This window comes from Rhodococcus sp. BE178 (assembly GCF_050433545.1).
Taxonomy (GTDB): domain Bacteria; phylum Actinomycetota; class Actinomycetes; order Mycobacteriales; family Mycobacteriaceae; genus Prescottella.
In genome coordinates this window covers 254011-276912 of sequence record NZ_JBNPXA010000003.1, presented here as the reverse complement: position 1 = coordinate 276912, position 22902 = coordinate 254011, and the positions used below count along the sequence as shown (strand labels likewise).

Sequence of the window (22902 nt, the reverse complement as noted above, 5' to 3'; positions counted from 1 at the left end):
ATGAGCGAGCAGGGATTCTCCAGCGGTTTCTCCACCAAGGCCATCCACGCGGGGTACGAGCCCGACCCGCAGACCGGTGCGGTCAACGTGCCGATCTACGCCAGTTCCACCTTCGCCCAGGACGGCGTCGGCGGGATGCGCGGCGGCTTCGAGTACGCGCGCACCGGCAACCCGACCCGTCGCCCCCTCGAGGCGAACCTCGCGGCGCTCGAGTCGGGCACGTTCGGGCGGGCGTTCGGTTCGGGGATGGCGGCCACCGACTGCGTGCTGCGGTCGATGCTGCGCCCGGGCGATCACCTGGTGATCCCGAACGACGCCTACGGCGGCACGTTCCGGCTCATCGACAAGGTCTTCACCCAGTGGGGCATCGAGTACACCCCCGCCGAGGTGTCCGACGTCGACGCCGTCCGCGCCGCGATCCGGCCGAACACGAAGCTGGTGTGGGTCGAGACCCCCACCAACCCGCTGCTCAACATCGGCGATATCGCCGCCATCTCCGAGGTGGCACACGCCGCCGGGGCAAAGCTGGTGGTGGACAACACCTTTGCGTCGCCGTACCTGCAGCAGCCGTTGCAGTTGGGTGCGGACATCGCGTTGCACTCCACGACGAAGTACATCGGCGGACACTCCGACGTCGTGGGCGGCGCGCTCGTGACGAACGACGAGGAACTGGATACGAAGTTCGCGTTCCTGCAGAACGGCGCGGGTGCGGTCCCGGGACCGTTCGACGCCTTCCTGACGATGCGCGGCATCAAGACCCTCGCGCTGCGCATGGAACGGCACAGCGACAACGCCGAGAAGATCGTCGATCTGCTCACCGGCCACGCCGCGATCTCCCAGGTCATCTACCCGGGCCTCGAGTCGCACCCCGGCCACGTGGTGGCGGCCAAGCAGATGCGGCGCTTCGGCGGCATGATCTCGGTGCGACTGAAGGGTGGCAAGCAGGCCGCGCTCGACTTCTGCTCGCGCACCCAGATCTTCACGCTCGCCGAGTCCCTGGGCGGCGTCGAGTCGCTCATCGAGCATCCGGGCGCGATGACGCACGCGTCCACCGCGGGCTCCGCGCTGGAGGTGCCGGAGGATCTGGTGCGCCTGTCCGTGGGTATCGAGGATGCGGCCGATCTGCTCGCCGATGTGGAGCAGGCGCTCGGCTGATCCCGCGCTGATCTCGCGTTTCGCGCACTTGTCGTCGTGTTCGGTGAACACCGGTCGACGACAAGTGCGCGAAACACTGAGGGTTTCCTGAATCCCGCCCGCGGCAGTCTGTTTGCCCGTTACCGTGAGTCCTCGGACAAGCACGACCCCCAGGAGCGGTGTATGACATGGGAGCCCGCAGCCGCGATCGTGGCTGTCGCAGCAGTAGCAGGTGTCGCGTTCCCCGCGGTTGCGAATGCAACACCCGACCCGGCTCCCGAAGCCCCACAAGCGCCCGCCGCCGTGCAGTCCGCGCCGCAGCTCGTGGAACCGGTGAACAGCATCGTCGCGCTGCTCCCACCCGAAATGCGGGAGCAGGCGGCGACCGATCTCGTCAGGGTCATACCCGCCCTCGAAGCTCCGAAGGCCCCCGACGCGCTGCCGTCCACCGATGTGGTCCCGACGCCGGAGGCTCCCGCGCCCGAACCTGCCCCGCCGGTCGCCACACCCCCCGCGGCGGTGCCGACCGTGATCCCTCCCGCTGTCGGCGCGAACACCGCTCCCACGATCACGCTGCCCGGTGTCGGCGGTCTGACATTGCCGTCGCTGTCGGCGGTACTCCCGCCCGGCAATCTCCTCGGGCAGGTCGGTTCGATCGCGGTGTTCGCGCCGTGGCTGCGTCAGGCCGGCGAGATCTGTGGGGGCGTCAAGGCGCCCACCCTCGCGGCGCTGTTCTCGGTGGAGAACGACTTCCGCTACGGTCCGACGGCTCCGGTCTCGCTCGCCGGTGGGCGTGGTCCCGCGAAGTTCATGCCGAGCGAGTGGGCCAAGTACGGCAAGGACGCCGACGGTGACGGCACGGCCGACATCCTCGGTGTCGCCGACTCGGTGATGGCCGCGGGACACATGCTGTGCGACAACTATGCGCAGGTCGACGCGTGGAAGCAGGAGGGCCTGGTCCAGGGCGACACCCTCGATCTCGCGCTCGCCGCGTTCAACGCCGGCACCCGCGCGGTGCGCAAGGCGGGTGGTGTGCCGTCGGGTGTCGACGACGCGGCCGACCAGAGCGGGCCGTACGTGCAGAAGATCCGCGCGTCGGAGGGCCAGTTCGAGCAGTTGCTGTCGCCGTTCGCGAACCTCGACCTCGGCAACATCACTCTCCCGACGTCGGGCATCGGGGGCGCGGTCGTGCAGCTCGCGATGCGCTACCTCGGTCTGCCGTACGTGTGGGGCGGCGGCAATATCAGCGGACCGTCGATGGGTGGCTTCGACTGCTCGGGTCTGACGTCGTTCGCGGTGTTCGCCGCCAGCGGCGGCAAGGTCGCACTGCCGCGCACGTCGGAGACGCAGTGGGGGGTCGGCACCGAGATCCCGATGGCCGCGGCGCAACCCGGCGATCTGGTGTTCGGTAATTGGCAGGCCGGGGGCCCCGGACACGTCGGCATCTACATGGGCAACGGGATGATGGTCCACGCCCCGACCTTCGGCGATGTCGTCAAGGTCGGGCCGGTCTTCGGCGACATGAAGGCACGCCGGGTCATGTGACGGTCCGCGCCTCGGCGTGGCATTCGCGGTCACGGGAATCGAATACGATCGATCCCCGTGACCGAGCCCGATCCCCGTGACCGCATCGCCGACGCCGCGATGACCATTCTTCGTGAGCACGGAGCGCTGACCACCGAGGAGTGGGGGCGGCGTCTGGCCGACGCGGGGTACGGCTCCGCCCGCGAGATCGAGGACGTCGTCGAGGCACTCGACGACTACGATCTCGGTTTCCTACCCGATGGGCGGAACCTTGCGCTCGGTCCGCTCCTCGAGGGCCGGACGCTGACCCACCGGCTCACGGATGCGGAGATCGCCGCCGGCATCCTCGACGCCAACCCCGACCTGACGCCGCTGACGACCTTTGCGTTCGACTCCGAGCAGGGGTTCCGTGTGGTCTTCGAAGGGCTGGACGACGACGTCTTCGCGGAGCGGGGTGTCACCGATCCCGATTTCCTGTACGACGAGGGGCTGCTGCTCGAGCCGGGGGCTCTGGCCGGTTACGCGGCGGGGGACCTCGTCGCGATCACCGCCGTCGACGGTGGGCTGGAGTTGCGAAGGGTGGCCGGCGAACCGGCTTCCGCGCCCGACCTCACCGCGGCCCTGCGCCGGATCGTGCCCGAGGATGCCGCCGAGCACCTGGACGCCCTGGTCTGGCAGCTGATGATCGACGACCCGGCGTTGTTCGTCGCCCCCACCGTCCCACTCGCCGAGCTGATCGACGCCGCCGGCTACGTGCGTGACGGTGACTACCTCGCGGTGCGCGGTTTCGATTTCGCCACGCACCGCCTGGCCGCGCAGATCGGGATGGTCGCACGCGAGCACGAACTGCATCCGGACGAGGCCCGCGCGGTGGTCGAGTTCCTGGACCTGGTGCGGCAGACGCAGGAACAGGCGGCACTCGGTGCCGATCCGAGAACCTATGCGCACGAACAGATCTCCGCCGACGTCGACGCGTTCGTCCTGCTGTCGGATCCGGCGGTGGCCGCCGCCGCGCTGGAGCTGGTGAGCGAGTTCGACGACCGGACCGAGGCGCTGCACGCGGTGGCCGTCGGACTCGTGGACCTGGCGCCGCGTCGTGCGAAGGCCGCGGCCTGTTGGCTGGCGGGTAAGGCCGCCGACCGGCTCGGTGACGTCCTGGCCGCGCGGTCGTACTACGACGAGGCTCTCTCCCACGATCCCGACTGGATCCCCGCGATCTTCGACCTCGCACTGCTCGCCGCCGACGGCGGCGACGTCACCCGCGCACAGTCACTGCTCGGCCGGATCGAGGGCGGCGAATCGGAGGCACTGCACGACGTGCTGCAACGCTTCGCGCCGCGCGAGCACCCCGAGCTGGGACGCAACGACCGCTGCTGGTGCGGATCGGGCCGCAAGTACAAGGCGTGCCACCTCGGTCGGTCCGAGCTGACCTCCGACGACCGGGCGGCATGGCTGTACAGCAAGGCACAGCTGTTCATGCGGTCCCCGGAACTGTTCGACATCCTCTTCGATCTCGCCGAGATCCATGCGGCGCCCGGGGCGGACGACGGTGAACTGTTGCGTGCGATCGAGGGCGGACCGGCCGTCGATGTCGCGCTGTTCGAGGGCGGCCTGTTCGAGTTGTTCGTCGGTCGGCGCGGCGCGCTGCTGCCGGCGGAGGAACTCGACCTCGCCGGGCAGTGGGTGCGCACGCGGCGGTCGGTGTACACCGTGGTCGCCGCGGCCGACGACGTGGTGACGCTGCAGGACCTGCGCGGAGACGACACCGTCGAGGTCACGCACGAGGGTGCCGGTCGCGATCTGAACGTCGGGGCAGTGGTCTGCGCCCGACTGTTGCCGACCGGATCGGCGACGCTGCTCGCGCTCGGTGGGATGGAGCCGGTCGAGGCGTCCGCCGCGGACGACCTGGTCGCGCTGCTCGCCGGGGATCCCGAACCCGAGGCGCTGGTCGAGTTCCTCGGCGCGCACTCCCTGCTCCGGAGCTGAAACGAGAGAACCCCGGCCGAGGAATCCTCGGCCGGGGTTCTGCGTCGGTGCGCCTGTATCAGGCGTGGTACGGCTCTGCGCTGACGAGGGTGACCTTCATCAGGCTGCCGTTGGGCAGGGTGTACTCGCGGGTCTCGCCGACCTTGGCCTGGAGCAGCGCGGCGCCCAGCGGGGAGTTCGGCGAGTAGACCTCGAGTGCGTTGTCGCGGGCGCCCTCTTCGCGGGTCGCGATCAGGAAGGTCTCGGTGTCGGACTCGTCGCCGTCGTAGTAGACCTTGACGACCGAGCCGGGCAGTGCGACGCCGGACTGGGTGGGGGCCTCGCCGACCTTCGCACTGTTCAGCAGCTCCTGCAGCTGGCGGATGCGCGCCTCCTGCTGGCCCTGTTCCTCGCGAGCGGCGTGGTAGCCGCCGTTCTCCTTGAGGTCACCCTCTTCGCGACGCTCGTTGATCTCGGCGGCAATGACCGGACGATTGGCGATGAGCTGGTCGAGCTCATTCTTGAGCCTGTCGTGAGACTCCTGAGTAAGCCAGGTCACCTGGGTCTCGGTCATTCTCGATCACTCCCTTGTAGTTGAAGTCCGGGTGGACTCCCTCGGCAGATCACTGCGAACAGCAGCGATCAACGGGCAGGGCTGCTCTCGTCCGTAGCGAATGTCCGGTGGCGAAGACCCCCGGCTCGCCCATCTCGTGAGCAGACTCGTCCTGCCGTCAATGCAGCAATACACGGCTCCGAGTGGAACCGTGTATTGACTCATTTTAGCACGATGAGGGGTATCGACCGATCCGAACGAAGACCGATCGGTCCACTTGTCAGCCTGCGTGAAGGTAGTCCGGAACGTCCAGACTGCAGCCGTACAGATCGCCCATAGCGGGCGGCTGAGATGCGCGAACGGGGGCCGTGATCTCGACGGTCCCCGAGCCCGACGGCCCGACGTACACCTCGCGGCGGCCCGTCTCGGAGCCGTCCTTGGAGCGGGTACGGATGATGCAGACGGCGGGCTCGGACGGGTCGTCGCGCGTGACGGTGAATCGGATGTTCATCGTCGTCTGGTCGACGACGTCGAACGCGACCTGCTCGCCCTCGATCTCCTTGACGGCGAACTTGGTGTAGGCGATGTACGCGAGGCCGACGCCGGCGAGGACGACGAGACCGGTGAGAATCCACTTGGCCCAGGGGATGGGGCCGGACGTGCGGCGGGTGGACCCGTAGCGGTCCGGGGAAGGCGTACTGCTCATCACTCTGCTCTCGCCGGTGGTGGTGCTCTGCACGGCCGTCGGAGTCGCCGTTTGCCGCGCGTAGCGGGGGTACGACAGACGGTCGTATGTGTCAGGTGGAACTATAGGGGAAGGACGACGACGACCGACGAGTGGTAGTGGTCGACGACTGCAGGCGACACGCCACGCCGGTGACACGCGAAGCTGAGGTGAAGACACACGTGAGCGGATACCGACTCATGGCCGTTCATGCCCATCCCGACGACGAGTCGAGCAAGGGTGCGGCGACGATGGCCCGTTACGCCGCCGAGGGCAACGAGGTACTCGTCGTGACCCTCACGGGTGGCGAGCGCGGTGACATCCTCAACCCGGCGATGGACGTCCCGGGCATCCGGGAACGGATGCACGAGGTTCGGCAGGAGGAGATGGCCGAGGCTGCGCGCATCCTGGGTGTGCAGCAGACGTGGCTCGGGTTCGTCGACTCCGGCCTGCCGGAGGGTGACCCCAAGCCGCCGCTGCCCGAGGGTTGCTTTGCGCTCGAACCGCTCGAGATCCCCACCGAGGCGCTGGTCCGGGTGATCCGCGAGTTCCGGCCGCACGTCATGACCACGTACGACGAGAACGGCGGCTACCCACACCCCGACCACATCAAGTGCCACGAGGTGTCGATGGCCGCCTACGACGCGGCCGGCGACCCCGAGCAGTTCCCCGACGCGGGCGAGCCGTGGGAAGTGCAGAAGGTCTACTACTCGCACGGCTTCATCCGGAAGCGCCTGGTGCAGTTCCAGGAGGAGTACGAGCGCCGCGGGGAGGAGTTCCCGATGGCCGAGTGGCTCAAGAAGTGGAAGACCGAGCAGGGCGACCTGATGGCGCGCGTCACGACGCAGATCGCGTGTGGCGACTACTTTCCGCAGCGTGACGACGCCCTGCGGGCCCACGCGACGCAGATCGATCCCAACGGGTCGTTCTTCGCGGTCCCGCTCGACATTCAGCAGAAGATCTGGCCCACCGAGGAGTTCGAGTTGGCCAAGACCCGGGTGCACACCGCCATCCCGGAGAACGACCTGTTCGCGGGCATTGTGGAGGATGAGCAGTAGTGATGACGACGTTGGCCTGGGACTTGCTGGCGCAGGGGACCAGCACCCCGAGTAGCCCGCAGGGTCCCGAGTTCGGCAAGGCATCCCCGCTGGGGCTCGTCCTGATCGTGGCGCTGCTGGTCGGCACCGTTCTGCTCATCCGCTCGATGAACAAGCAGCTGCGGAAGCTGCCGGACGACTTCGAGCCGGAGCATCCCGAGGCCGATCAGGCGGCGGACGAGGGCACGGACCGCGGCGCTGCGATCGCCGAGGTCGTCGAGCCGAGTCGGCCGGACGAGGACCCGCAGGCCAAGCACGATCCGCCCGCGAAACCGGCGAGCTAGGACTTCCGTGACCGGGCCGGGGCCGCGCGAGCGCAACACGCTCGGCGATGCGACCAGTCCGTATCTGCGTCAGCACGCAGACAATCCGGTGCACTGGCACCAGTGGGGGCCGGAGGCCCTGGAGTGGGCGCGGGAACGCAACGTGCCGATCCTGCTCTCCATCGGGTACGCGGCGTGCCACTGGTGCCACGTGATGGCGCACGAATCGTTCGAGGACCTCGAGACGGCGGCCGTGATGAACGAGAGCTTCGTGTGCATCAAGGTCGATCGGGAGGAACGCCCGGACCTCGACGCGGTCTACATGAACGCGACGGTCGCGATGACGGGTCAGGGCGGCTGGCCCATGACGTGCTTCCTCACCCCGGACGGCAGCCCGTTCTACTGCGGCACCTACTACCCGGCGCAGCCGCGCGGCGGGATGCCGTCGTTCACCCAACTGCTGCACGCGATCACCGACACCTGGCTGACGCGGCGCGGTGACGTCGACGACGCAGCGGCGTCGGTGGTGGCCGAACTGCGCCGCAGCGCCGGTGCGTTGCCGCTCGGCGGGGTGCCGGTCGACGTCCCGCTGCTGTCGGGCGCGGTCGCGAGCATCCTGCGCGACGAGGACCGCGAACGCGGCGGATTCGGTGGTGCGCCGAAGTTCCCGCCGTCCATGTTGCTCGAGGGTCTGCTCCGCTCGTACGAGCGCAGCGGGGCCGAGCCGACGCTGCGTGCCGTCGAGCGCACGGCCGACGCGATGGCGCGCGGCGGAATATACGACCAGCTCGGCGGGGGTTTCGCGCGCTACGCGGTGGATGCGGAGTGGGTGGTTCCGCACTTCGAGAAGATGCTCTACGACAACGCGCTGCTGCTGCGGTTCTACGGGCACCTCGCTCGCCGCACCGGATCCGAGCTTGCGTACCGCGTCGCGGAGGAGACCGTCGAGTTCCTGTTGCGCGACCTGCGCACCGCCGCGGGGGCGTTCGCGTCGGCGCTCGACGCCGACACCGACGGCGAGGAGGGGCTCACCTATTCGTGGACGCCGGGCCAGTTGGTCGAGGTCCTCGGTGCCGAGGACGGCGCATGGGCGGCCGAGGTGTTCGCGGTGACCGACGTCGGGACGTTCGAGCGGGGTGCATCGGTCCTGCAGTTGCCGGTGGACCCGTCCGACGGCCGGCGCCTCGCGGCGGTCCGGGCCCGACTGCTCGCCGCGCGTGCCCGACGTCCGCAGCCCGGCCGTGACGACAAGGTGGTCACGGCGTGGAACGGGCTGGCCGTCACGGCGCTGGCCGAGGCGGGTGCGGCGTTCGGACGGTGGGAGTGGGTCCGCGCGGCCGAGGAGTGCGCCCGCGTCCTGCTCACGACGCATCTGGTGGACGGACGTCTGCGGCGCGCGTCGCTCGCCGGCGCGGTGGGGGAGCCCGCCGGGATCCTCGAGGACTATGCGGCCCTGGCGACGGGGCTGCTCGCGCTGCACCAGGTGACCGCGGCGGCCGAGTGGCTGGACGCGGCGACGTCCCTGCTGGACACCGCGATCGAGCGCTTCGCCGATCGCGACGAGGCCGGCAGCTGGTTCGACACCGCGGACGACGCCGAAACGCTGGTGGCCCGACCGCGTGATCCTCTCGACGGGGCGACGCCGTCGGGGGCGTCGGCGATCGCGGAGGCGCTGCTGACCGCGGCGGCGTTGGTGGAGGCGGACCGGTCGTCGAAGTATGCAGCGGCCGCGGAGGATTCGCTGGCCCGTGCGGCGGTGGTCCTGCAGCGCGCGCCGCGTTCGGCGGGGCACTGGCTCGCGGTCGCGGAGGCGTCGGTGCGGGGGCCCATCCAGATCGCGGTGGCAGAGATGGCGCCGTCGGACCTGGCCGAAGCGGCCCGACGACTGGCGCCCGGCGGTGCCGTGGTGATCGCGGGCCCACCGGATTCGGCTCCGCTGCTGGCCGATCGGCCTCGGATCGACGGTGCACCGACGGCCTACGTGTGCCGGGGTTTCGTGTGCGACCGGCCGGTGACCGGGGTCGATGATCTGCGGGATTCGGTCGAAGAGCGCTGAAACGTGCAGGGCCCGTGTGGTATTCCACACGGGCCCCGGTTCGATCCCTGGAAGGGATCAGCGTTCTACGAGCCGAGGCTGCCGGTGACGCCGTTGAACCAGTTGGTGAGGCCGGCGATGGCGCCGTTGGCGGCATCGATGTAGCCGCTGATGATGGTGTCGGCACTGCCGACGGGGATTGCGATGAGACCGGTGATCGATCCGAAGTCCATGGATTGCCTCCATAAGGGTTGTAGTGCGGCCGGGCCGCGCTACACGGTGGGGAAGCTCCTTAGTGGGAGCGGGGCGTTCGAGTCGACAGCGTCAGCTGTTGAAGATGCCCTGGACCGAACCGGTGATGGTCGCGAACAGCGCCTTGATCGAGTCCAGCGACCCGAGTCCGTCGAAGATGCCCTCGAGCGAAGCCATGTAACTCTCCTAATGTGAATGCGGGTGGCGCGATTGTCCGCAGCTGTGTGCGGGCATGCGTCTATGTTCAATCGCAAGCATGTGCTTGTGACCGGAGTGAAGGTAGCAACCCGTTGATGCCGGTGGGGTGAATTCGGTGAATTTGGTCGACGCGGGTTCGGGGTTCGAAATGCCGGGGGAGCGCCGAATTCTGCCACTTCAAACAAATAATTGATCACTTGCCCGTTCGCCGGGTCGGGGAATGCCCGCGCGGGCGAAGGGGCGACGTCGCTCTTGGGTCGACGAGGTGAATTCGCCAGGGGCCCGCGCATGGACGCACGGGCCCCTGGAATCGCACTCACGGAGTCTTGAAAGTTGCGACGTGCCTCAGCTCAGTGCGAGACCGGCGTAATCGATCAAGTTACGGAACGACTGAAGCGCTCCCACGCCGAGAGCGTCGAGGCTCATGACGGGAATCTTGATCAGGTCTGCGAGCGAACTCATGTCTTACCTCCAGGTAGATGCAGGCCTCGTGGAGGCTCTGCCAGTCGAATGATTCGAATCAGGGCAGGACCGCGGGCCAGGTCAGGCCTCGCTGCTCGTGACGATGTCGCCGAGCCAATCGAGAATGGTCTTGACCGTGTTTCCCGCCAGTTCGATCGACTGGATGGAATCGAAGATGTCCGCTAAGGAACCCATATCTACTCCCGACAGGTTGCGGCAACACACTGCTGTCGAGCTCCCGACAGTAATGCGAGTGCCGAGTTCTGCACGAGCAATTGCGCGTGCCAGTCGACTGTAACAACGACTGGTCGGTTCGTCCGGGTAACACCAAATGGTCGATCGGTGGCTATCGAAGAGCCGCCTCGATGGTGGGCCACGAGCGACCGAGTTCGTCGCGCCAGTACGGCCACGCGTGCACACCCACCGGCTGGGCGCTGCGGGTCACGTCGGCGCCCGCGTCTCGAAGAGCCTGCGCCAGTTGGTCGGTGCACAGATTGGAGCCGGCCTCGAGCAGTCCGCCGACGACGACCCGGTCCTGAATGCCCTGTTGGTCGAGGGATTCGTGAGGGCCGGGTAGTCCGTTGCCGGATGAGAGATACACCTTCTTCCCGGCGAGGGCGGACGCGTTGCTGAACAGATCGTGTTCACGCCAGACGTCGTTGCCCTCCGGGCCCCACATCATCTCGGAGTTGGCCATGCCGTTGAGCACGACCAGATCGGTCAGCGCGCGCCCGACGGGACCGTCGGTGACGTAGCAGCCGCTGTAGCCGACGACTCCGTCGTACAGCTGTGGTTCGCGTGCGGCCAGCATCACGGCTCCCTGTGCCCCGGAGGAGATTCCGCCGATGACGTTGCGGCCGTTGGTGTCGAGTTGGGCATCGATGAGTGGGGGCAGTTCCTTCGACAGGAACGTCTCCCACTGGGTCCGCCCGAACTTCGGGTGGTCCTGGGTCCAGTCGGTGAAGAGAGTTCCGGTACCGCCGACCGGTAGGACGACATTGACGTTCTTGTCGGCGAAGAAGTCCTCCGCGTTGCCCCTGGTTCGATCGAGCCAATTGCTGCTCTCGACCTGGCCGGAGTTGCCGTCGAGGAGGTAGAGGACACCGCGGGGTTGACTCCGATCGGCGGGCAGCAGCACGTTGACCGGCACTTCGCGGCGCATAGCCGGAGACGCGACCTGCAGAAGTAGTAGTCGATCGTCCACCGTCGTGATGCTGGTGATCGACGGTTGCGCGTCTGCGGCCACCTGGACGTATTCGGGCACGACTGTCCCGATCTCGGGTTCGGCCGCTGCCACTGAAGGAAGCGCCGTGAGGAGTCCTACAGTCAGAAGTCCCGCGGACAGTGCTCGAATATTCTTCCGCTGCATACTTGTTCGATCTCCCCAGCTCGACGCGTTCAGATGCCTGGTGGCCGTGCGATCGTCGGTCACGAGTGCATGCAAGTTCTCATCGCAGTATCCCTCCACGAGTGGGAGGCTGCGGGACGGAGGGCGGTGCGGCCCGGGTCCTGCAGGCGATTGCTTCCCCGTGGGTCCGTCGCCATGCATTTCCGGTGCCGTACAGACACAATCGGGGCCCGCGCACACAGCGCGAGCCCCGATGAGGTGCCCAGGGCACCAGTGTCTTACTGCTTCGGCAGTCCGTCGGGGTAGCCGCTCAGCGTGAAGAGGGACCCGATGCCCTTCATGATCTGCGCGCTCAGGCTCCCGGTCACATTTCCGAGTACTTCGTAGATGGATCCCATGACTCTCCTTAGATCAGACGATTCCGAGCGATTGTCAAAGCTGGATCGAGGCGGGCCGTATCACTCGATGCTGCCCGCCGCGGCTAGTAATCGCGGGGTTGGTAGGCCCGGTTCAGCTATTAGCCCTTGGCCGGAGGCGCCGAGAAGCTGTCGATCGAGCCGAAGCCGATGGTGACGAGGTCACCCAGCGAGCCGAGGGCATCGGTGATGCTGGTCTGAGCGGAGCCGAGGAATGCGGGAAGCAGGCCATCGGCCGCGAGGGAGTTGAGCCCACCGTTTCCCAAGATCGCTCCCATAAGTCCTTCGAGTGAACCCATTTGTGCCTCCTGAAGACGTTATGTGTTGCCCGGTACCGAATCCCGCACGCAATTCGGATCGCACACCGGTTTTCCGTGTATCACGAGCGGATTGCCTGTGATCAAACGAACGGTAACAACGTGTCACGGGATGGCGGGTCGGTTTCGAGAAAGTTTTCGGGAATCGGAGGAAGGTCCTTCGGTCTCTGGGGGCGTTGCGCGCTCGACCAGTGCACGGAACGACTCGGTGAGGAGGGTCTTGTAACGATCGGTGTCCGGCATCATTGCGGTGTCGGTGCAGAACGAGATCTCGATCTCGTCGCCGTGGTGCGACACGATCAGATGTCTCAGTCCGACCTTGTCGATGATTCCGAGAATGCCGAAGCTTCTGACGAGAGGCGCACCGCGCAGGACCATGTCGTCGCCGGTCCAGGGGATGTTGCTGACCATCGTGTTGATGGTTTCGACGGTTCCCTCGGGCTGTTTGCGTAGACCCATCAGGCTTATGACGAGCTTCAGGAGCCAGGCCGGCGATGTGTCGATCCTGGACGCGGCTTCCTGGACATCCGGGTTCCGGTGCCGCTCCTTCTCGGCGCGGACCGATGCGTTGATGGCTCGGAGTCGTTGCACCGGGTCGTCGATATCGGTGTGAAGATCCACCGCCATCAGCGCGAGATGGTTCGCACGGTTCCCGTCCGGATGGTCGGCCACGCCGGGGCGAGTGCCTCGCAGCGACATCGGCACCAGCGTCGATAGAGAACTCGGCGGGGTTTCGCCCTTCTCGGCCAGGTAGGCGGCGAGAGCGCCGGAAATCGTAGCCAGGAGAACGTCGTTGAAGGTGACGCCCTCGACCGCTGCCTGCACGGCGCGGATGTCCTCGGGGGGGAAGCTCACGACGTCGAACGTGAGGTCAGGGGTGATGGCCGTGTTGAAGCGGGTTGCGGGTCGCCGTGGCGGTGCCGGGGCGATCGTGCCGGCCTCGACCTGTTCGGTGACTCGGCGCGCCGCCTCGCCCGACGTCGTGAGCCCCTGGCGGAAGTCGCGCCACTGCTGGGGGAGCCGGCCGATGGCCTTGACGAATTCTGCGGGCGTGAACCAGTTCGCCGACGTCGTCGGAACGGGCGGGTGAGTCTCCGAGCGACCGAAGATGCGCAACGCCAGGTCGCGGGCGGCCAGGCCGTCCCCGGAACTGTGATGGCAGCGCAGGACCGCGACGGTCATCCGGTCGGGCAGTCCGTCGATGCCGGTAACACCGGTGAGGAAATGCAGCTGCCACGGCGGCCTGGTGAGGTCGAGTGATTTGCCCGAGAATCGGGCGATGTGGTGTCGCAGGGCATCCCATCCCGGCCCGTCGACCGGCTCGACGATCACGTGCTGTGCGAGATCGAGGGTGGGGTCCGGAACCCAGAATGGATAGTCCAGCGCCAGAGGAATGTGCCGCAGACGTCGGGTGAAGACTCCGCTGTAGCCAAGGCGCGGGCGCATCCACTCGATAGCCTCGGCCTGTGTGATCGGCGCGGCCTCGCCGGTGGTGTCGAACAAATAGATACCCGTCGAGTTCGAGATGTGGTTCTCGCCCTCGTGGTAGACGAAGTCGGCATCCTGCGGTGCCAGCCGGGTGATGCCACCCACTTCTCGCTCGGTCGTCGTCACAACGGTCCCTCCCAGGTCAGATCCGCCCAGGGTAAGCAGGTGAACCCGGATCTCGGGGCGTTTCGGGGACCTTCCGCGCATTCTCCGCAAAGGGGAATCTGGGTAATCCCTCTACCCGAACACGACCAGGCAGACCGCGACGAAGTGGCACAGCGCCGCGACGGCGGTGGCGGCGTGGAAGAACTCGTGATGCCCGAAGGTCTGCGGCCACGGGTTGGGCCACTTGGTGGCATAGAGGATGGCGCCGACGCTGTAGAGGACGCCGCCGATCGCGAGCAGGACCAGGGGCAGAACCCCGGCTTCGTGGACGAGATCTCCGGCCACGGGGACGATGGCCCAGCCCAGCAAGAGGTAGAGCGGGACTCCGACCCAGCGAGGGGCGGTGGGCCACAGCATCTTCAGCGCGATCCCGGCGAGGGCGCCGCACCAGACGACCGTCAGGAGGATCGCGCCGGTGCGCGGCGGGAGTGCCAGCAGGCCGAACGGGGTGTAACTGCCCGCGATGAACAGGAAGATCATCGAGTGGTCGGCACGCTTCATCCATGTGCGGGCGCGCACGGTGCGCCAGTGGATGCGGTGGTAGGTGGTGCTCACCGCGAACAGGCCGCACACGGTGACGCTGTAGATCAGTGTGGCGAGGCCGGCACGTGGCGATTCCTTGGCATAGGCGAACGAGACCAGCACGGCGCTCGCCAGGATCGCGACCACCAACGACCACGTGTGGATCCAGCCACGCATGCGTGGCTTGACCGGCAGGTCGTTCAGTCCGAGTGCCGTCATGTGGTGCCCCTGTCGTTGTTCCGCCTGGTGGAACTGTCCGAGCCACCAAACCTACGCAACCGTAACCTACGGAAGGGTAACTACTGTAGCGGTGGCGAACGTCTCCGAGGCGACACTGTGACCGCCGTCGCGGGTGCGCGGGGTTCGCGGCGTAGTCTTTCTTCTCGTGGTGATGTCCAGGTGAAGTTGCGCGGCCTGCTGTACAGCATCTACGAGCGACGGCTCCTGCGCCGTCTCGACGGTTTACAGCATCCGCGCCATGTGGCGGTGATGTGCGACGGCAATCGCCGGTGGGCGCGGGAGAACGGATTCACCGACGTCAGTCACGGGCACCGGATGGGTGCGCGCAAGATCGCCGAACTGCTGCGCTGGTGCGACGCGGCCGATATCGAGATGGCCACCATCTACCTGCTGTCCACCGAGAACCTGCGTCGCGAACCCGAGGAACTCGACACGCTGCTCGAGATCATCACCGACGTCGTCGAGGAGATCTCCGCTCCGGGCCAGAACTGGAGCGTCAAGATCGTCGGCACCCTCGACCTGCTCCCCGAAGCGCAGGCCCGTCGGTTGCGGGAAGCGGCGGAGAGCACCCGCGGGCGCACCGGCACACACGTCAATGTCGCGGTCGGGTACGGCGGCCGGCAGGAGATCGCCGACGCGGTGCAGTCGTTGCTCCGCGAGAAACTCCATGAGGGAATGGCCGGGGACGACCTCGTCAAGGCGATGAGCGTCGAGGGCATCGACAGTCACCTCTACACGTCGGGTCAGCCCGATCCCGATCTGGTGATCCGGACGTCGGGGGAGCAGCGGCTGTCGGGATTCCTGTTGTGGCAGAGCGCCTACTCCGAGATTTGGTTCACCGAGGCCTACTGGCCCGAGTTCCGGCGCGTCGACTTCCTGCGTGCGCTGCGCGATTACGCCGCCCGGCATCGCCGGTTCGGCGCCTGACCGACCGCTACCGCGCCGGCGGCGTCATCGCCGGGAACCAGACGTCGGTGAGGATTTCCGCGGCCTGATCGCGGGGAACCTCGATGGTGCCCTGCACTGCCCATCGCGTGAAGAACCGTTCGAGTTGGGTGACGAGTAGTTCGATCCGCAGCCGGGCTTCCTGTTTGCGATCGTCTCCCCACCGCGCCAAGTACGACGGCATCGCGTCCGGAAGTGCCGAGATCGCATCGCGCGCCGCCTCGCGGAACTCCGGTTCGAGCACCAGTGCCTCGTCCCAAGCCGGCAGGATCGCGCGGTTGCGGTCGAACCAGTCGATCGCCCGACCGACCCAGTGTGCGAACTCGTCGCGAGATCCGCTGTCGAGAACCTCGTCGAGGTCGGCGTAGACCGACGCCGCACGCGGCTCCATCGATTCGGAGCCGATCTTGCGCAGGACGTCGGTTTTTCCGGTGAAGTGCAGGTAGAAGGTGGCGCGGCTGCAGCCGGCCGCGGACGTGATGTCGTCGATCTTCACGGCCGCGTAGCCGCGCGCCGAGAACAGTTCGCGCGCGCAGTCCAGTAGCCGGAGTCGGGTGATCCGTTTCTGTTCGTCGCGCTGTGTCGGCCTTCTGTCGGCCTCGGTCCTGACCTCGATCTCGTTCACCTCACACCTCCGGTCGCATCGTACGGACCCGTTCCACATCGGCCCGTGGAAGCTGTCGCTTGACAGTGTGTCAGTGAATCCGGTTCTATGACGCAGATCACGTTCTGTCAGGTTTGAGATCAGATCAAGCGCGGGAGAGGAACGTCCATGCCCCAACTGCCCAAGGTGTGCATCATCGGTGCCGGCTGCTCGGGATTCACCACCGCGAAGCGCCTCAAGGATCACGGCATTCCCTACGACTGCTTCGAGGCCTCCGACGACATCGGCGGCAACTGGTACTACAAGAATCCGACGGGCATGTCGTCGTGCTACGAGAGCCTGCACATCGACACCTCGTCGACGCGGCTGCAGTTCGAGGACTTCCCGGTGCCGGCGGATTGGCCGCACTTTCCGCACCACTCGCTGATGCACGGCTACTTCCGTGACTACATCGACAAGTTCGGTCTGCGCGAGACCATCACGTTCAACACGATGGTCGAGAAGGCCGTCCGCAACGCGGACGGGACCTGGGCGGTCACGCTGGATACCGGCGAGACCCGCAACTACGACGCGCTCGTCGTCGCGAACGGTCACCACTGGGATCCGCGGATGCCGGAGTACCCCGGCAAGTTCGACGGCCGGATCATCCACAGCCACGACTACCTCAATGCGTTCGACCCGATCGACATGCGCGGCAAGAACATCGTCGTGGTCGGGATGGGCAACTCGGCCCTCGACATCGCCTCCGAACTCTCGCACCGGTCGATCGGCAAGCACGTCTGGGTCTCCGCGCGCCGCGGAGTGTGGGTCCTCACGAAGTACCGCGAGGGCAAGCCGGCCGACAAGATGATGATGCCGCCGTGGATGCCGAAGAAGCTGGGCCTGAAGATTGCCCGGCGCAAGATCAAGAAGTCGCTGGGACGGATGCAGGACTACGGCCTGCCCGAGCCCGATCACGAGCCCCTCGGTGCGCACCCGTCGGTGAGCATCGACTTCCTCGCGAAGGCCGGATCCGGTGACCTGACATGTGTTCCGGCGATCGAGTCGCTCGACGGCGACCACGTCCGCCTGGTCGACGGCCGCAGGATTCCCGCCGACGTGATCGTGTGTGCCACCGGGTACAACATGAGCTTCCCGTTCTTCGACGACCCGTCGCTGCAACCCGATGCGCAGCACCGGTTCCCGCTGTTCAAACGGATCATGCAGCCCGGTGTCGACAACCTGTTCTTCATGGGTCTGGCGCAGGCGTCGCCCACGATCGTCAATCTCGCCGAGCAGCAGAGCAAGCTCGTCGCTGGTGTGCTCGACGGCAGCTATGCGCCGCCGGCCGTCGACGAGATGCGCCGGATCATCGGGGTCGACGACGCCGCGAGCCTGGCGCAGTACTACGAGACGCCCCGCCACACCATTCAGGTGGACTTCGCGCGCTATGTCCGGGATCTCAAGAAGGAGATGGTTGCCGGGGAGAAGCGGGCGCAGAGTGTGCCGGTGGGGGCGCGGTGACGCCCGCCGAGGGGTTCGCGGATCCTAGCTACGCCGGGCTGCGAGAGCTGTTGCAGCGCAATCTCGACGACGGTATCGATGCGGGCGCGTCGGTATGCGTGGTGCGTGACGGCGAGATCGTCGTGGATCTGTGGGGTGGCGTCGCCGACGTCGATACCGACGCCCCCTGGGCCAAGGACACTGTCGTCAACACGTACTCGCTGACGAAGACCATGACCACGCTTGCGGCCCTGCTGCTCGTCGACCGCGGCCTGCTCGACCTCGATGCACCGGTCGCTCGGTACTGGCCGGAGTTCGCCGCGAACGGCAAGGACGGTGTCCTGGTGCGACACGTCCTCGGGCACACCTCGGGAGTGAGCGGTTGGCAGCAGCCGGTGACGATCGCCGACATCTGCGACGACGTCCTTGCCGAGAACCTGCTCGCCGAGCAGGCGCCGTGGTGGGAGCCCGGGTCCGCGTCGGGTTACCACGCGACCAACTACGGGCACCTCGTCGGCGGACTGGTCCGCCGGATCGCCGGGCGCAGTCTCGGCGAGTTCTTCGCAACCGAGATCGCGGAGGTCTGCGGTGCCGACTACCTGATCGGCACACCCGCCGACGTGGATGCACGGGTCGCGCCCCTGATTGCGCCGCCGCCCACCGGATTCGACTACGGCGCACTGCCGGCCGACAGTGTCTTCGTCAAGACGATGACCAATCCGGCGATTTCGATCCCGGAGACGTCGAGCAGACAGTGGCGTGGCGCTCAGATCGGCGGCGTCAACGGTCACGGCAACGCCCGGTCGGTGGCCCGTGTCCAGTCGGTCGTCTCGCACGGCGGGCGGGCCGTCTCCGGCGTGGAGGTCTTGCGACCCGAGACCGTCGAGCGGGTCTTCGACGTCCAGGCCGACGGCGTCGACCAGGTGCTCGGGGCCGCGCTGCGGTTCGGGCTCGGGTACGCGCTGCCCGCTCCCGCGATCCATCCCTCGATCCCCGACGGGCGGGTGTGCTGGTGGACGGGTTACGGCGGATCGATCGTCGTCAACGATCTGGACCGTCGGATGACCTTCGCGTACGTGATGAACAAGATGACGCCGCAACTTCTCGGTGCGCCGCGCACCGAGGAATACGTCGCCCAGGCGTACGCGGCGCTGTGACCTCGGGTGTCCTTTGCGCCGCACCGGGGACGCAAAGGACACCCGGACCCTCAGAGCTTGCGCAGGCGCAGGCGGTTGATGGTGTGATCGGCGTCCTTGCGGAGCACCAGCGTGGCACGTGGACGTGTCGGGAGGATGTTCTCGACCAGGTTGGGCCGGTTGATCGAGTTCCAGATGTCCTCGGCCTGAAGGGTCGCGTGCTCGTCGGAGAGCGCTGCGTAGTGGTGGAAGTGCGCGTTGGGGTCGGTGAATGCCGTCTTGCGCAGCGCCAGAAAACGTTTGATGTACCAGGCCTCGATGTCCTCGATGCGGGCATCGACGTAGATCGAGAAGTCGAACAGATCCGAGACCATCAGCCGGGGACCGGTCTGCAGCACGTTGAGGCCCTCGATGATGAGGATGTCGGGCTGGCGGATGAGGTGGTACTGGCCCGGGATGACGTCGTACGAAGTGTGTGAATAGACCGGGGCGGCAACCTCTTTCGCGCCGGACTTGACCTCGGTGACGAACCGCAACAGCTTGCGACGGTCGTAGCTCTCGGGGAAACCCTTGCGGTGCATGATGCCGCGGCGGGTGAGTTCGGCGGTGGGGTAGAGGAACCCGTCGGTGGTGACGAGGTCGACCCGCGGGTGATGTTCCCAGCGGGCGAGTAGTGCCTGCAGGACGCGGGCGGTGGTCGACTTGCCGACCGCGACGCTGCCGGCGACACCGATGACGAACGGCACCTGACGGTCGGGGTGCTTCTCGCCGAGGAAGGTTGCGGTGGCGGCGAACAGACGCTGCCTCGCGGCGACCTGCAGGTGGATCAGACGAGCGAGCGGGAGGTAGACCTCGGCGACCTCGTCGAGGTCGATCTGTTCACCGAGACCGCGGAGCCCGACGAGCTCTTCCTCAGTGAGTACGAGCGGCGTCGACTTACGCAGCTTGCGCCACTGCTTGCGGTCGAACTCGACGTAGGGGCTGGACTCGCTCACCCGTGCCATCGGTGCATCTCTCGAGAGAGCGGCTTCGACTGCGATCGGTGCATGCGCGTGCTGGGGGGAGGCAGGTGCATGAGGCAAATTGTGCTCGCAGCCACACACCGCCGATGCGCCGGGTCCGCTTCGCAGCGAAAACGACTAGTGTCAGCCGCCATGGAGCTCGACACACTGGTGCGTGAATACCTCCTGCTGGGTCTACGTTTCGACCGCCTGGAGGAGGGTTTCGTCGACGCCTACACAGGTGATCCGGCGTTGCGCCGTCAGGTGGAGAACGAGCCGCGGCCGGACCCCCGCACACTCGTCGGTAGTGCACGCGCGCTGCGGGCCGAACTGCCTTCCGCGGGACTGACCGACGAGCGAACGAGGTTCCTCGACGCGCACCTGACAGCGTTGGAGTGCTCGGCGCGCAAGTTCGCCGCCGACGACATCGGCTTCGTCGACGAGGTCGCCGCCTACTTCGACGTGCGGATCGCGCCCGGCGACGAGGAGCGCTATCGCGACGCGCACCGCCGGATGGATGCCGTCCTGCCCGGTCCGGGCACCCTCGCCGAACGCATGGAGGCGAACCGCGCGGCCGATCGGATCCCGCCGGATCGGTTGCAGGACTGCGTCGAGGCGTTCAACAGCGCGCTGCGCGACCGCGTCCGCGCCGAGTACGCGCTGCCCGAGCACGAGCAGGTCGACTACGAGGTGGTCGGCGACAAGCCGTGGTCCGGGTTCAACTACTACCTCGGCGGCTACCGCTCCACGGTCGCGATCAACTCCGATCTCGACCAGCACATGTCGAACCTGCCGCGCCTCATCGCCCACGAGTCCTATCCCGGTCACCACACCGAGCACTGCCGCAAGGAGGCCGGGCTGGTCGGGGCGGGCCAGCTCGAGCAGACCCTGTTCGTCGTCAACACCCCGCAGTGCCTGATGGCCGAGGGCCTGGCGGACCTGGCGCTGGAGTCGATCGTCGGGGCGGGATGGGGGACGTGGGCGCAGGAGATCTACGCAGACCTGGGTCTGCGGTTCGACGGCGAGCGGGCGGAAGAACTCGCGGCCGCGTCGAGCGGGCTGCTGTCGGTGCGACAGGACGCCGCGCTGCTGCTCCACGATCGTGGGGCGAGTGCCGACGACGTCGCGGCGTTCCTGCAGCGGTGGACGCTGTCGAGTCCCGAGCGGGCACGGCAGAGCCTGCGGTTCCTGTCGTCGCCGCTGTGGCGCGCGTACATCAGCACGTATGTCGAGGGATATCGCCTGCTCGGCGGCTGGCTGGCGCAGGCTCCGGTCGGTCCCGAACGGTCTGAGCGGTTCCGCCGACTGCTCGACGAACCCCTCACTCCGGGTGCGCTGCGCGACGACGTCGTGAGCGCTGACGGAGCCGCCTCGATGCTCGGCCGAGGTCGTCCTTAGACTGGTAGCGATACTTCCGCAATCCAGCCTGGAGATTCGCTGATGACTGCTGTGCCTGCCACCGACGTGAACACCGCGTCCCTCGCCGAACTGGACCCCGAGGTCGCCACCGCGATGGCGGGTGAGTTGTCGCGTCAGCGTGACACTCTCGAGATGATCGCGTCGGAGAACTTCGTTCCCCGCGCGGTGCTCGAGGCCCAGGGCAGCGTGCTCACCAACAAGTACGCCGAGGGCTACCCGGGACGCCGCTACTACGGCGGCTGCGAGTTCGTCGACGTGGTCGAGGACCTGGCCCGCAACCGCGCCAAGGACGTCTTCGGTGCCGAGTTCGCGAACGTGCAGCCGCACGCCGGTGCGCAGGCCAACGCCGCCGTGCTGATGGCGTTGATGAACCCGGGCGAGAAGCTGATGGGCATGGACCTGGCCCACGGCGGTCACCTCACCCACGGCATGAAGCTGAACTTCTCCGGCAAGCTGTACGAGGTCGCGTCGTACGGCGTCCGTGAGGACACCCACGTCGTCGACATGGACCAGGTCCGCGAGACCGCGCTCGCCGAGCGTCCTCAGGTACTCATCGCCGGCTGGTCCGCGTACCCGCGTCACCTGGACTTCGCGGCGTTCCGGTCGATCGCCGACGAGATCGGCGCCAAGCTGTGGGTCGACATGGCGCACTTCGCCGGTCTGGTCGCCGCGGGTCTGCACCCGTCGCCCGTCCCGCACGCCGACGTCGTCTCCACCACCGTCCACAAGACCCTCGGTGGGCCCCGTTCGGGCATGATCCTGGCGAAGAAGGAGTGGGCGAAGAAGCTCAACTCGGCGGTGTTCCCGGGCCAGCAGGGCGGCCCGCTGATGCACGCGATCGCCGCGAAGGCCGTCGCGATGAAGATCGCCGGCACCGACGAGTTCAAGGCGCGTCAGGAGCGCACCCTGGCCGGTTCGAAGATCCTCGCCGAGCGTCTCGGTGGCGCCGACGTCGCCGGCAACGGCATCTCGGTCCTCACCGGTGGCACCGACGTGCACCTGGTCCTGGTCGACCTGCGGCACTCGCAGCTCGACGGCCAGCAGGGTGAGGATCTGCTCCACGAGATCGGTATCACCGTCAACCGCAACGCGGTGCCGTTCGATCCGCGTCCGCCGATGAACCCGTCGGGCCTGCGGATCGGTACCCCGGCGCTGGCCACCCGTGGCTTCGGTGATGCGGAGTTCACCGAGGTCGCCGACATCATCGCGACCGCGCTCGCCAATGGCGCCGACGCCGATGTCCCGGCCCTGCGCGCCCGCGTCTCCAAGCTGGCGCAGGACTTCCCGCTGTACGACGGCCTCGAGAACTGGGGCCTGCTGCCCAAGGCCTGATCCCTCGGATCGCAGAACGGCCCGCACCCTCCTCGGGTGCGGGCCGTTTCGGCGTCATGGCGAGTCTTAACGCGGCGTTCACTCGACACGCCGCGCGCGAGCGTCGCGCTCCTCCTGGACAGGCGTAGCGTCCCGGATAACAGGCAGCAGGGGTAGCTGACTGTACGGGAGGTCCTGATCGTGGCTGATGCAGTCAGTGCGAGAGGGCCGGCGCCCGGCCCTCGTGTCGATTGACACTCGGGTTCGGACCGGTCCAGCGAACACGTTTGCGCGGGTGCCA

20 protein-coding genes are annotated in these 22902 nt (G+C 67.2%); 11 read left to right on the top strand and 9 right to left on the bottom strand.

Annotated features, from left to right (window positions below):
* The 3 genes from J2X34_RS08260 to J2X34_RS08250 all read left to right on the top strand — a co-directional run bounded on the left by J2X34_RS08260 (window position 1) and on the right by J2X34_RS08250 (window position 4644).
* Window positions 1-1155, top strand: a complete 1155-nt coding sequence (locus J2X34_RS08260; protein WP_429516537.1) for a cystathionine gamma-synthase — start codon at window positions 1-3, stop codon at window positions 1153-1155.
* A 162-nt stretch (window positions 1156-1317) separates the two neighbouring features.
* Window positions 1318-2679: an NlpC/P60 family protein gene (locus J2X34_RS08255; RefSeq protein WP_429516535.1), complete on the top strand. Its 1362-nt coding sequence runs from the start codon at window positions 1318-1320 to the stop codon at window positions 2677-2679.
* Between the two features lie 57 nt (window positions 2680-2736).
* Entirely contained in the window at window positions 2737-4644 is a 1908-nt protein-coding gene (locus J2X34_RS08250) for an SEC-C metal-binding domain-containing protein (protein WP_429516533.1), read from the top strand.
* A gap of 58 nt (window positions 4645-4702) precedes the next feature.
* Here J2X34_RS08250 and greA read toward each other — a convergent pair whose 3' ends face one another.
* Window positions 4703-5197 (bottom strand): transcription elongation factor GreA, encoded by a 495-nt coding sequence (greA, locus tag J2X34_RS08245; RefSeq protein WP_114718309.1) that lies wholly within the window; start codon window positions 5195-5197, stop codon window positions 4703-4705.
* Window positions 5198-5456: 259 nt separating this feature from the next.
* A complete protein-coding gene (locus J2X34_RS08240) occupies window positions 5457-5882 on the bottom strand; it encodes a DUF4307 domain-containing protein (protein WP_114718552.1) in 426 nt (141 codons plus the stop codon).
* A 200-nt stretch (window positions 5883-6082) separates the two neighbouring features.
* On the opposite strand from J2X34_RS08240, the gene mca reads away from it, so the two are divergent.
* The 3 genes from mca to J2X34_RS08225 are packed head-to-tail and all read left to right on the top strand — an operon-like array spanning window position 6083 to window position 9316.
* Complete coding sequence (gene mca, locus J2X34_RS08235) at window positions 6083-6958, top strand: mycothiol conjugate amidase Mca (protein ID WP_174908942.1); 876 nt, start codon at window positions 6083-6085, stop codon at window positions 6956-6958.
* 2 nt (window positions 6959-6960) lie between these two features.
* Window positions 6961-7281, top strand: a complete 321-nt coding sequence (locus J2X34_RS08230; protein WP_114718554.1) for a hypothetical protein — start codon at window positions 6961-6963, stop codon at window positions 7279-7281.
* A 7-nt stretch (window positions 7282-7288) separates the two neighbouring features.
* Window positions 7289-9316, top strand: coding sequence for a thioredoxin domain-containing protein (locus tag J2X34_RS08225; RefSeq protein WP_429516530.1), 2028 nt, complete (start codon window positions 7289-7291; stop codon window positions 9314-9316).
* 65 nt (window positions 9317-9381) lie between these two features.
* Here the strand turns inward: J2X34_RS08225 and J2X34_RS08220 are convergent, their stop codons facing one another.
* The 5 genes from J2X34_RS08220 to trhA all read right to left on the bottom strand — a co-directional run bounded on the left by J2X34_RS08220 (window position 9382) and on the right by trhA (window position 14682).
* Complete coding sequence (locus J2X34_RS08220; RefSeq protein ID WP_429516529.1) at window positions 9382-9528, bottom strand: hypothetical protein; 147 nt, start codon at window positions 9526-9528, stop codon at window positions 9382-9384.
* 1025 nt (window positions 9529-10553) lie between these two features.
* Window positions 10554-11471 carry an alpha/beta hydrolase gene (locus J2X34_RS08215; protein ID WP_429516528.1) on the bottom strand — a complete coding sequence of 306 codons (918 nt, stop codon included), beginning with the start codon at window positions 11469-11471 and terminating at the stop codon, window positions 10554-10556.
* A gap of 601 nt (window positions 11472-12072) precedes the next feature.
* Complete coding sequence (locus J2X34_RS08210) at window positions 12073-12270, bottom strand: hypothetical protein (protein WP_147283441.1); 198 nt, start codon at window positions 12268-12270, stop codon at window positions 12073-12075.
* A gap of 123 nt (window positions 12271-12393) precedes the next feature.
* Window positions 12394-13902: a wax ester/triacylglycerol synthase domain-containing protein gene (locus J2X34_RS08205; protein ID WP_429516527.1), complete on the bottom strand. Its 1509-nt coding sequence runs from the start codon at window positions 13900-13902 to the stop codon at window positions 12394-12396.
* Between the two features lie 111 nt (window positions 13903-14013).
* The gene (gene trhA / locus J2X34_RS08200; RefSeq protein WP_429516526.1) at window positions 14014-14682 is read right to left on the bottom strand and encodes a PAQR family membrane homeostasis protein TrhA; all 669 of its coding nucleotides are present in this window, start codon (window positions 14680-14682) and stop codon (window positions 14014-14016) included.
* Window positions 14683-14862: 180 nt separating this feature from the next.
* Between trhA and J2X34_RS08195 the strand changes: the two genes are divergently transcribed.
* On the top strand, window positions 14863-15630 hold the full coding sequence (locus J2X34_RS08195) for an isoprenyl transferase (RefSeq protein WP_429516525.1): 768 nt from the start codon (window positions 14863-14865) through the stop codon (window positions 15628-15630).
* A 7-nt stretch (window positions 15631-15637) separates the two neighbouring features.
* Here the strand turns inward: J2X34_RS08195 and J2X34_RS08190 are convergent, their stop codons facing one another.
* Complete coding sequence (locus J2X34_RS08190; RefSeq protein WP_429516524.1) at window positions 15638-16273, bottom strand: TetR/AcrR family transcriptional regulator; 636 nt, start codon at window positions 16271-16273, stop codon at window positions 15638-15640.
* 147 nt (window positions 16274-16420) lie between these two features.
* Here J2X34_RS08190 and J2X34_RS08185 point away from each other — a divergent pair, with 147 nt between their 5' ends.
* Both J2X34_RS08185 and J2X34_RS08180 read left to right on the top strand, forming a co-directional pair.
* The gene (locus J2X34_RS08185) at window positions 16421-17755 is read left to right on the top strand and encodes a flavin-containing monooxygenase (protein WP_114718316.1); all 1335 of its coding nucleotides are present in this window, start codon (window positions 16421-16423) and stop codon (window positions 17753-17755) included.
* On the top strand, window positions 17752-18891 hold the full coding sequence (locus J2X34_RS08180; RefSeq protein WP_429516523.1) for a serine hydrolase domain-containing protein: 1140 nt from the start codon (window positions 17752-17754) through the stop codon (window positions 18889-18891). The genes J2X34_RS08185 and J2X34_RS08180 overlap by 4 nt, the downstream gene beginning before the upstream one ends.
* Before the next feature lie 50 nt (window positions 18892-18941).
* On the opposite strand, the gene coaA is transcribed toward J2X34_RS08180, so the two are convergent.
* On the bottom strand, window positions 18942-19874 hold the full coding sequence (gene coaA / locus J2X34_RS08175; RefSeq protein WP_429516522.1) for a type I pantothenate kinase: 933 nt from the start codon (window positions 19872-19874) through the stop codon (window positions 18942-18944).
* A 150-nt stretch (window positions 19875-20024) separates the two neighbouring features.
* On the opposite strand from coaA, the gene J2X34_RS08170 reads away from it, so the two are divergent.
* Both J2X34_RS08170 and glyA read left to right on the top strand, forming a co-directional pair.
* The gene (locus J2X34_RS08170) at window positions 20025-21269 is read left to right on the top strand and encodes a DUF885 domain-containing protein (RefSeq protein WP_429516521.1); all 1245 of its coding nucleotides are present in this window, start codon (window positions 20025-20027) and stop codon (window positions 21267-21269) included.
* Between the two features lie 42 nt (window positions 21270-21311).
* Entirely contained in the window at window positions 21312-22622 is a 1311-nt protein-coding gene (gene glyA, locus J2X34_RS08165; protein WP_114718320.1) for a serine hydroxymethyltransferase, read from the top strand.
* Window positions 22623-22902 lie beyond the last annotated feature (280 nt).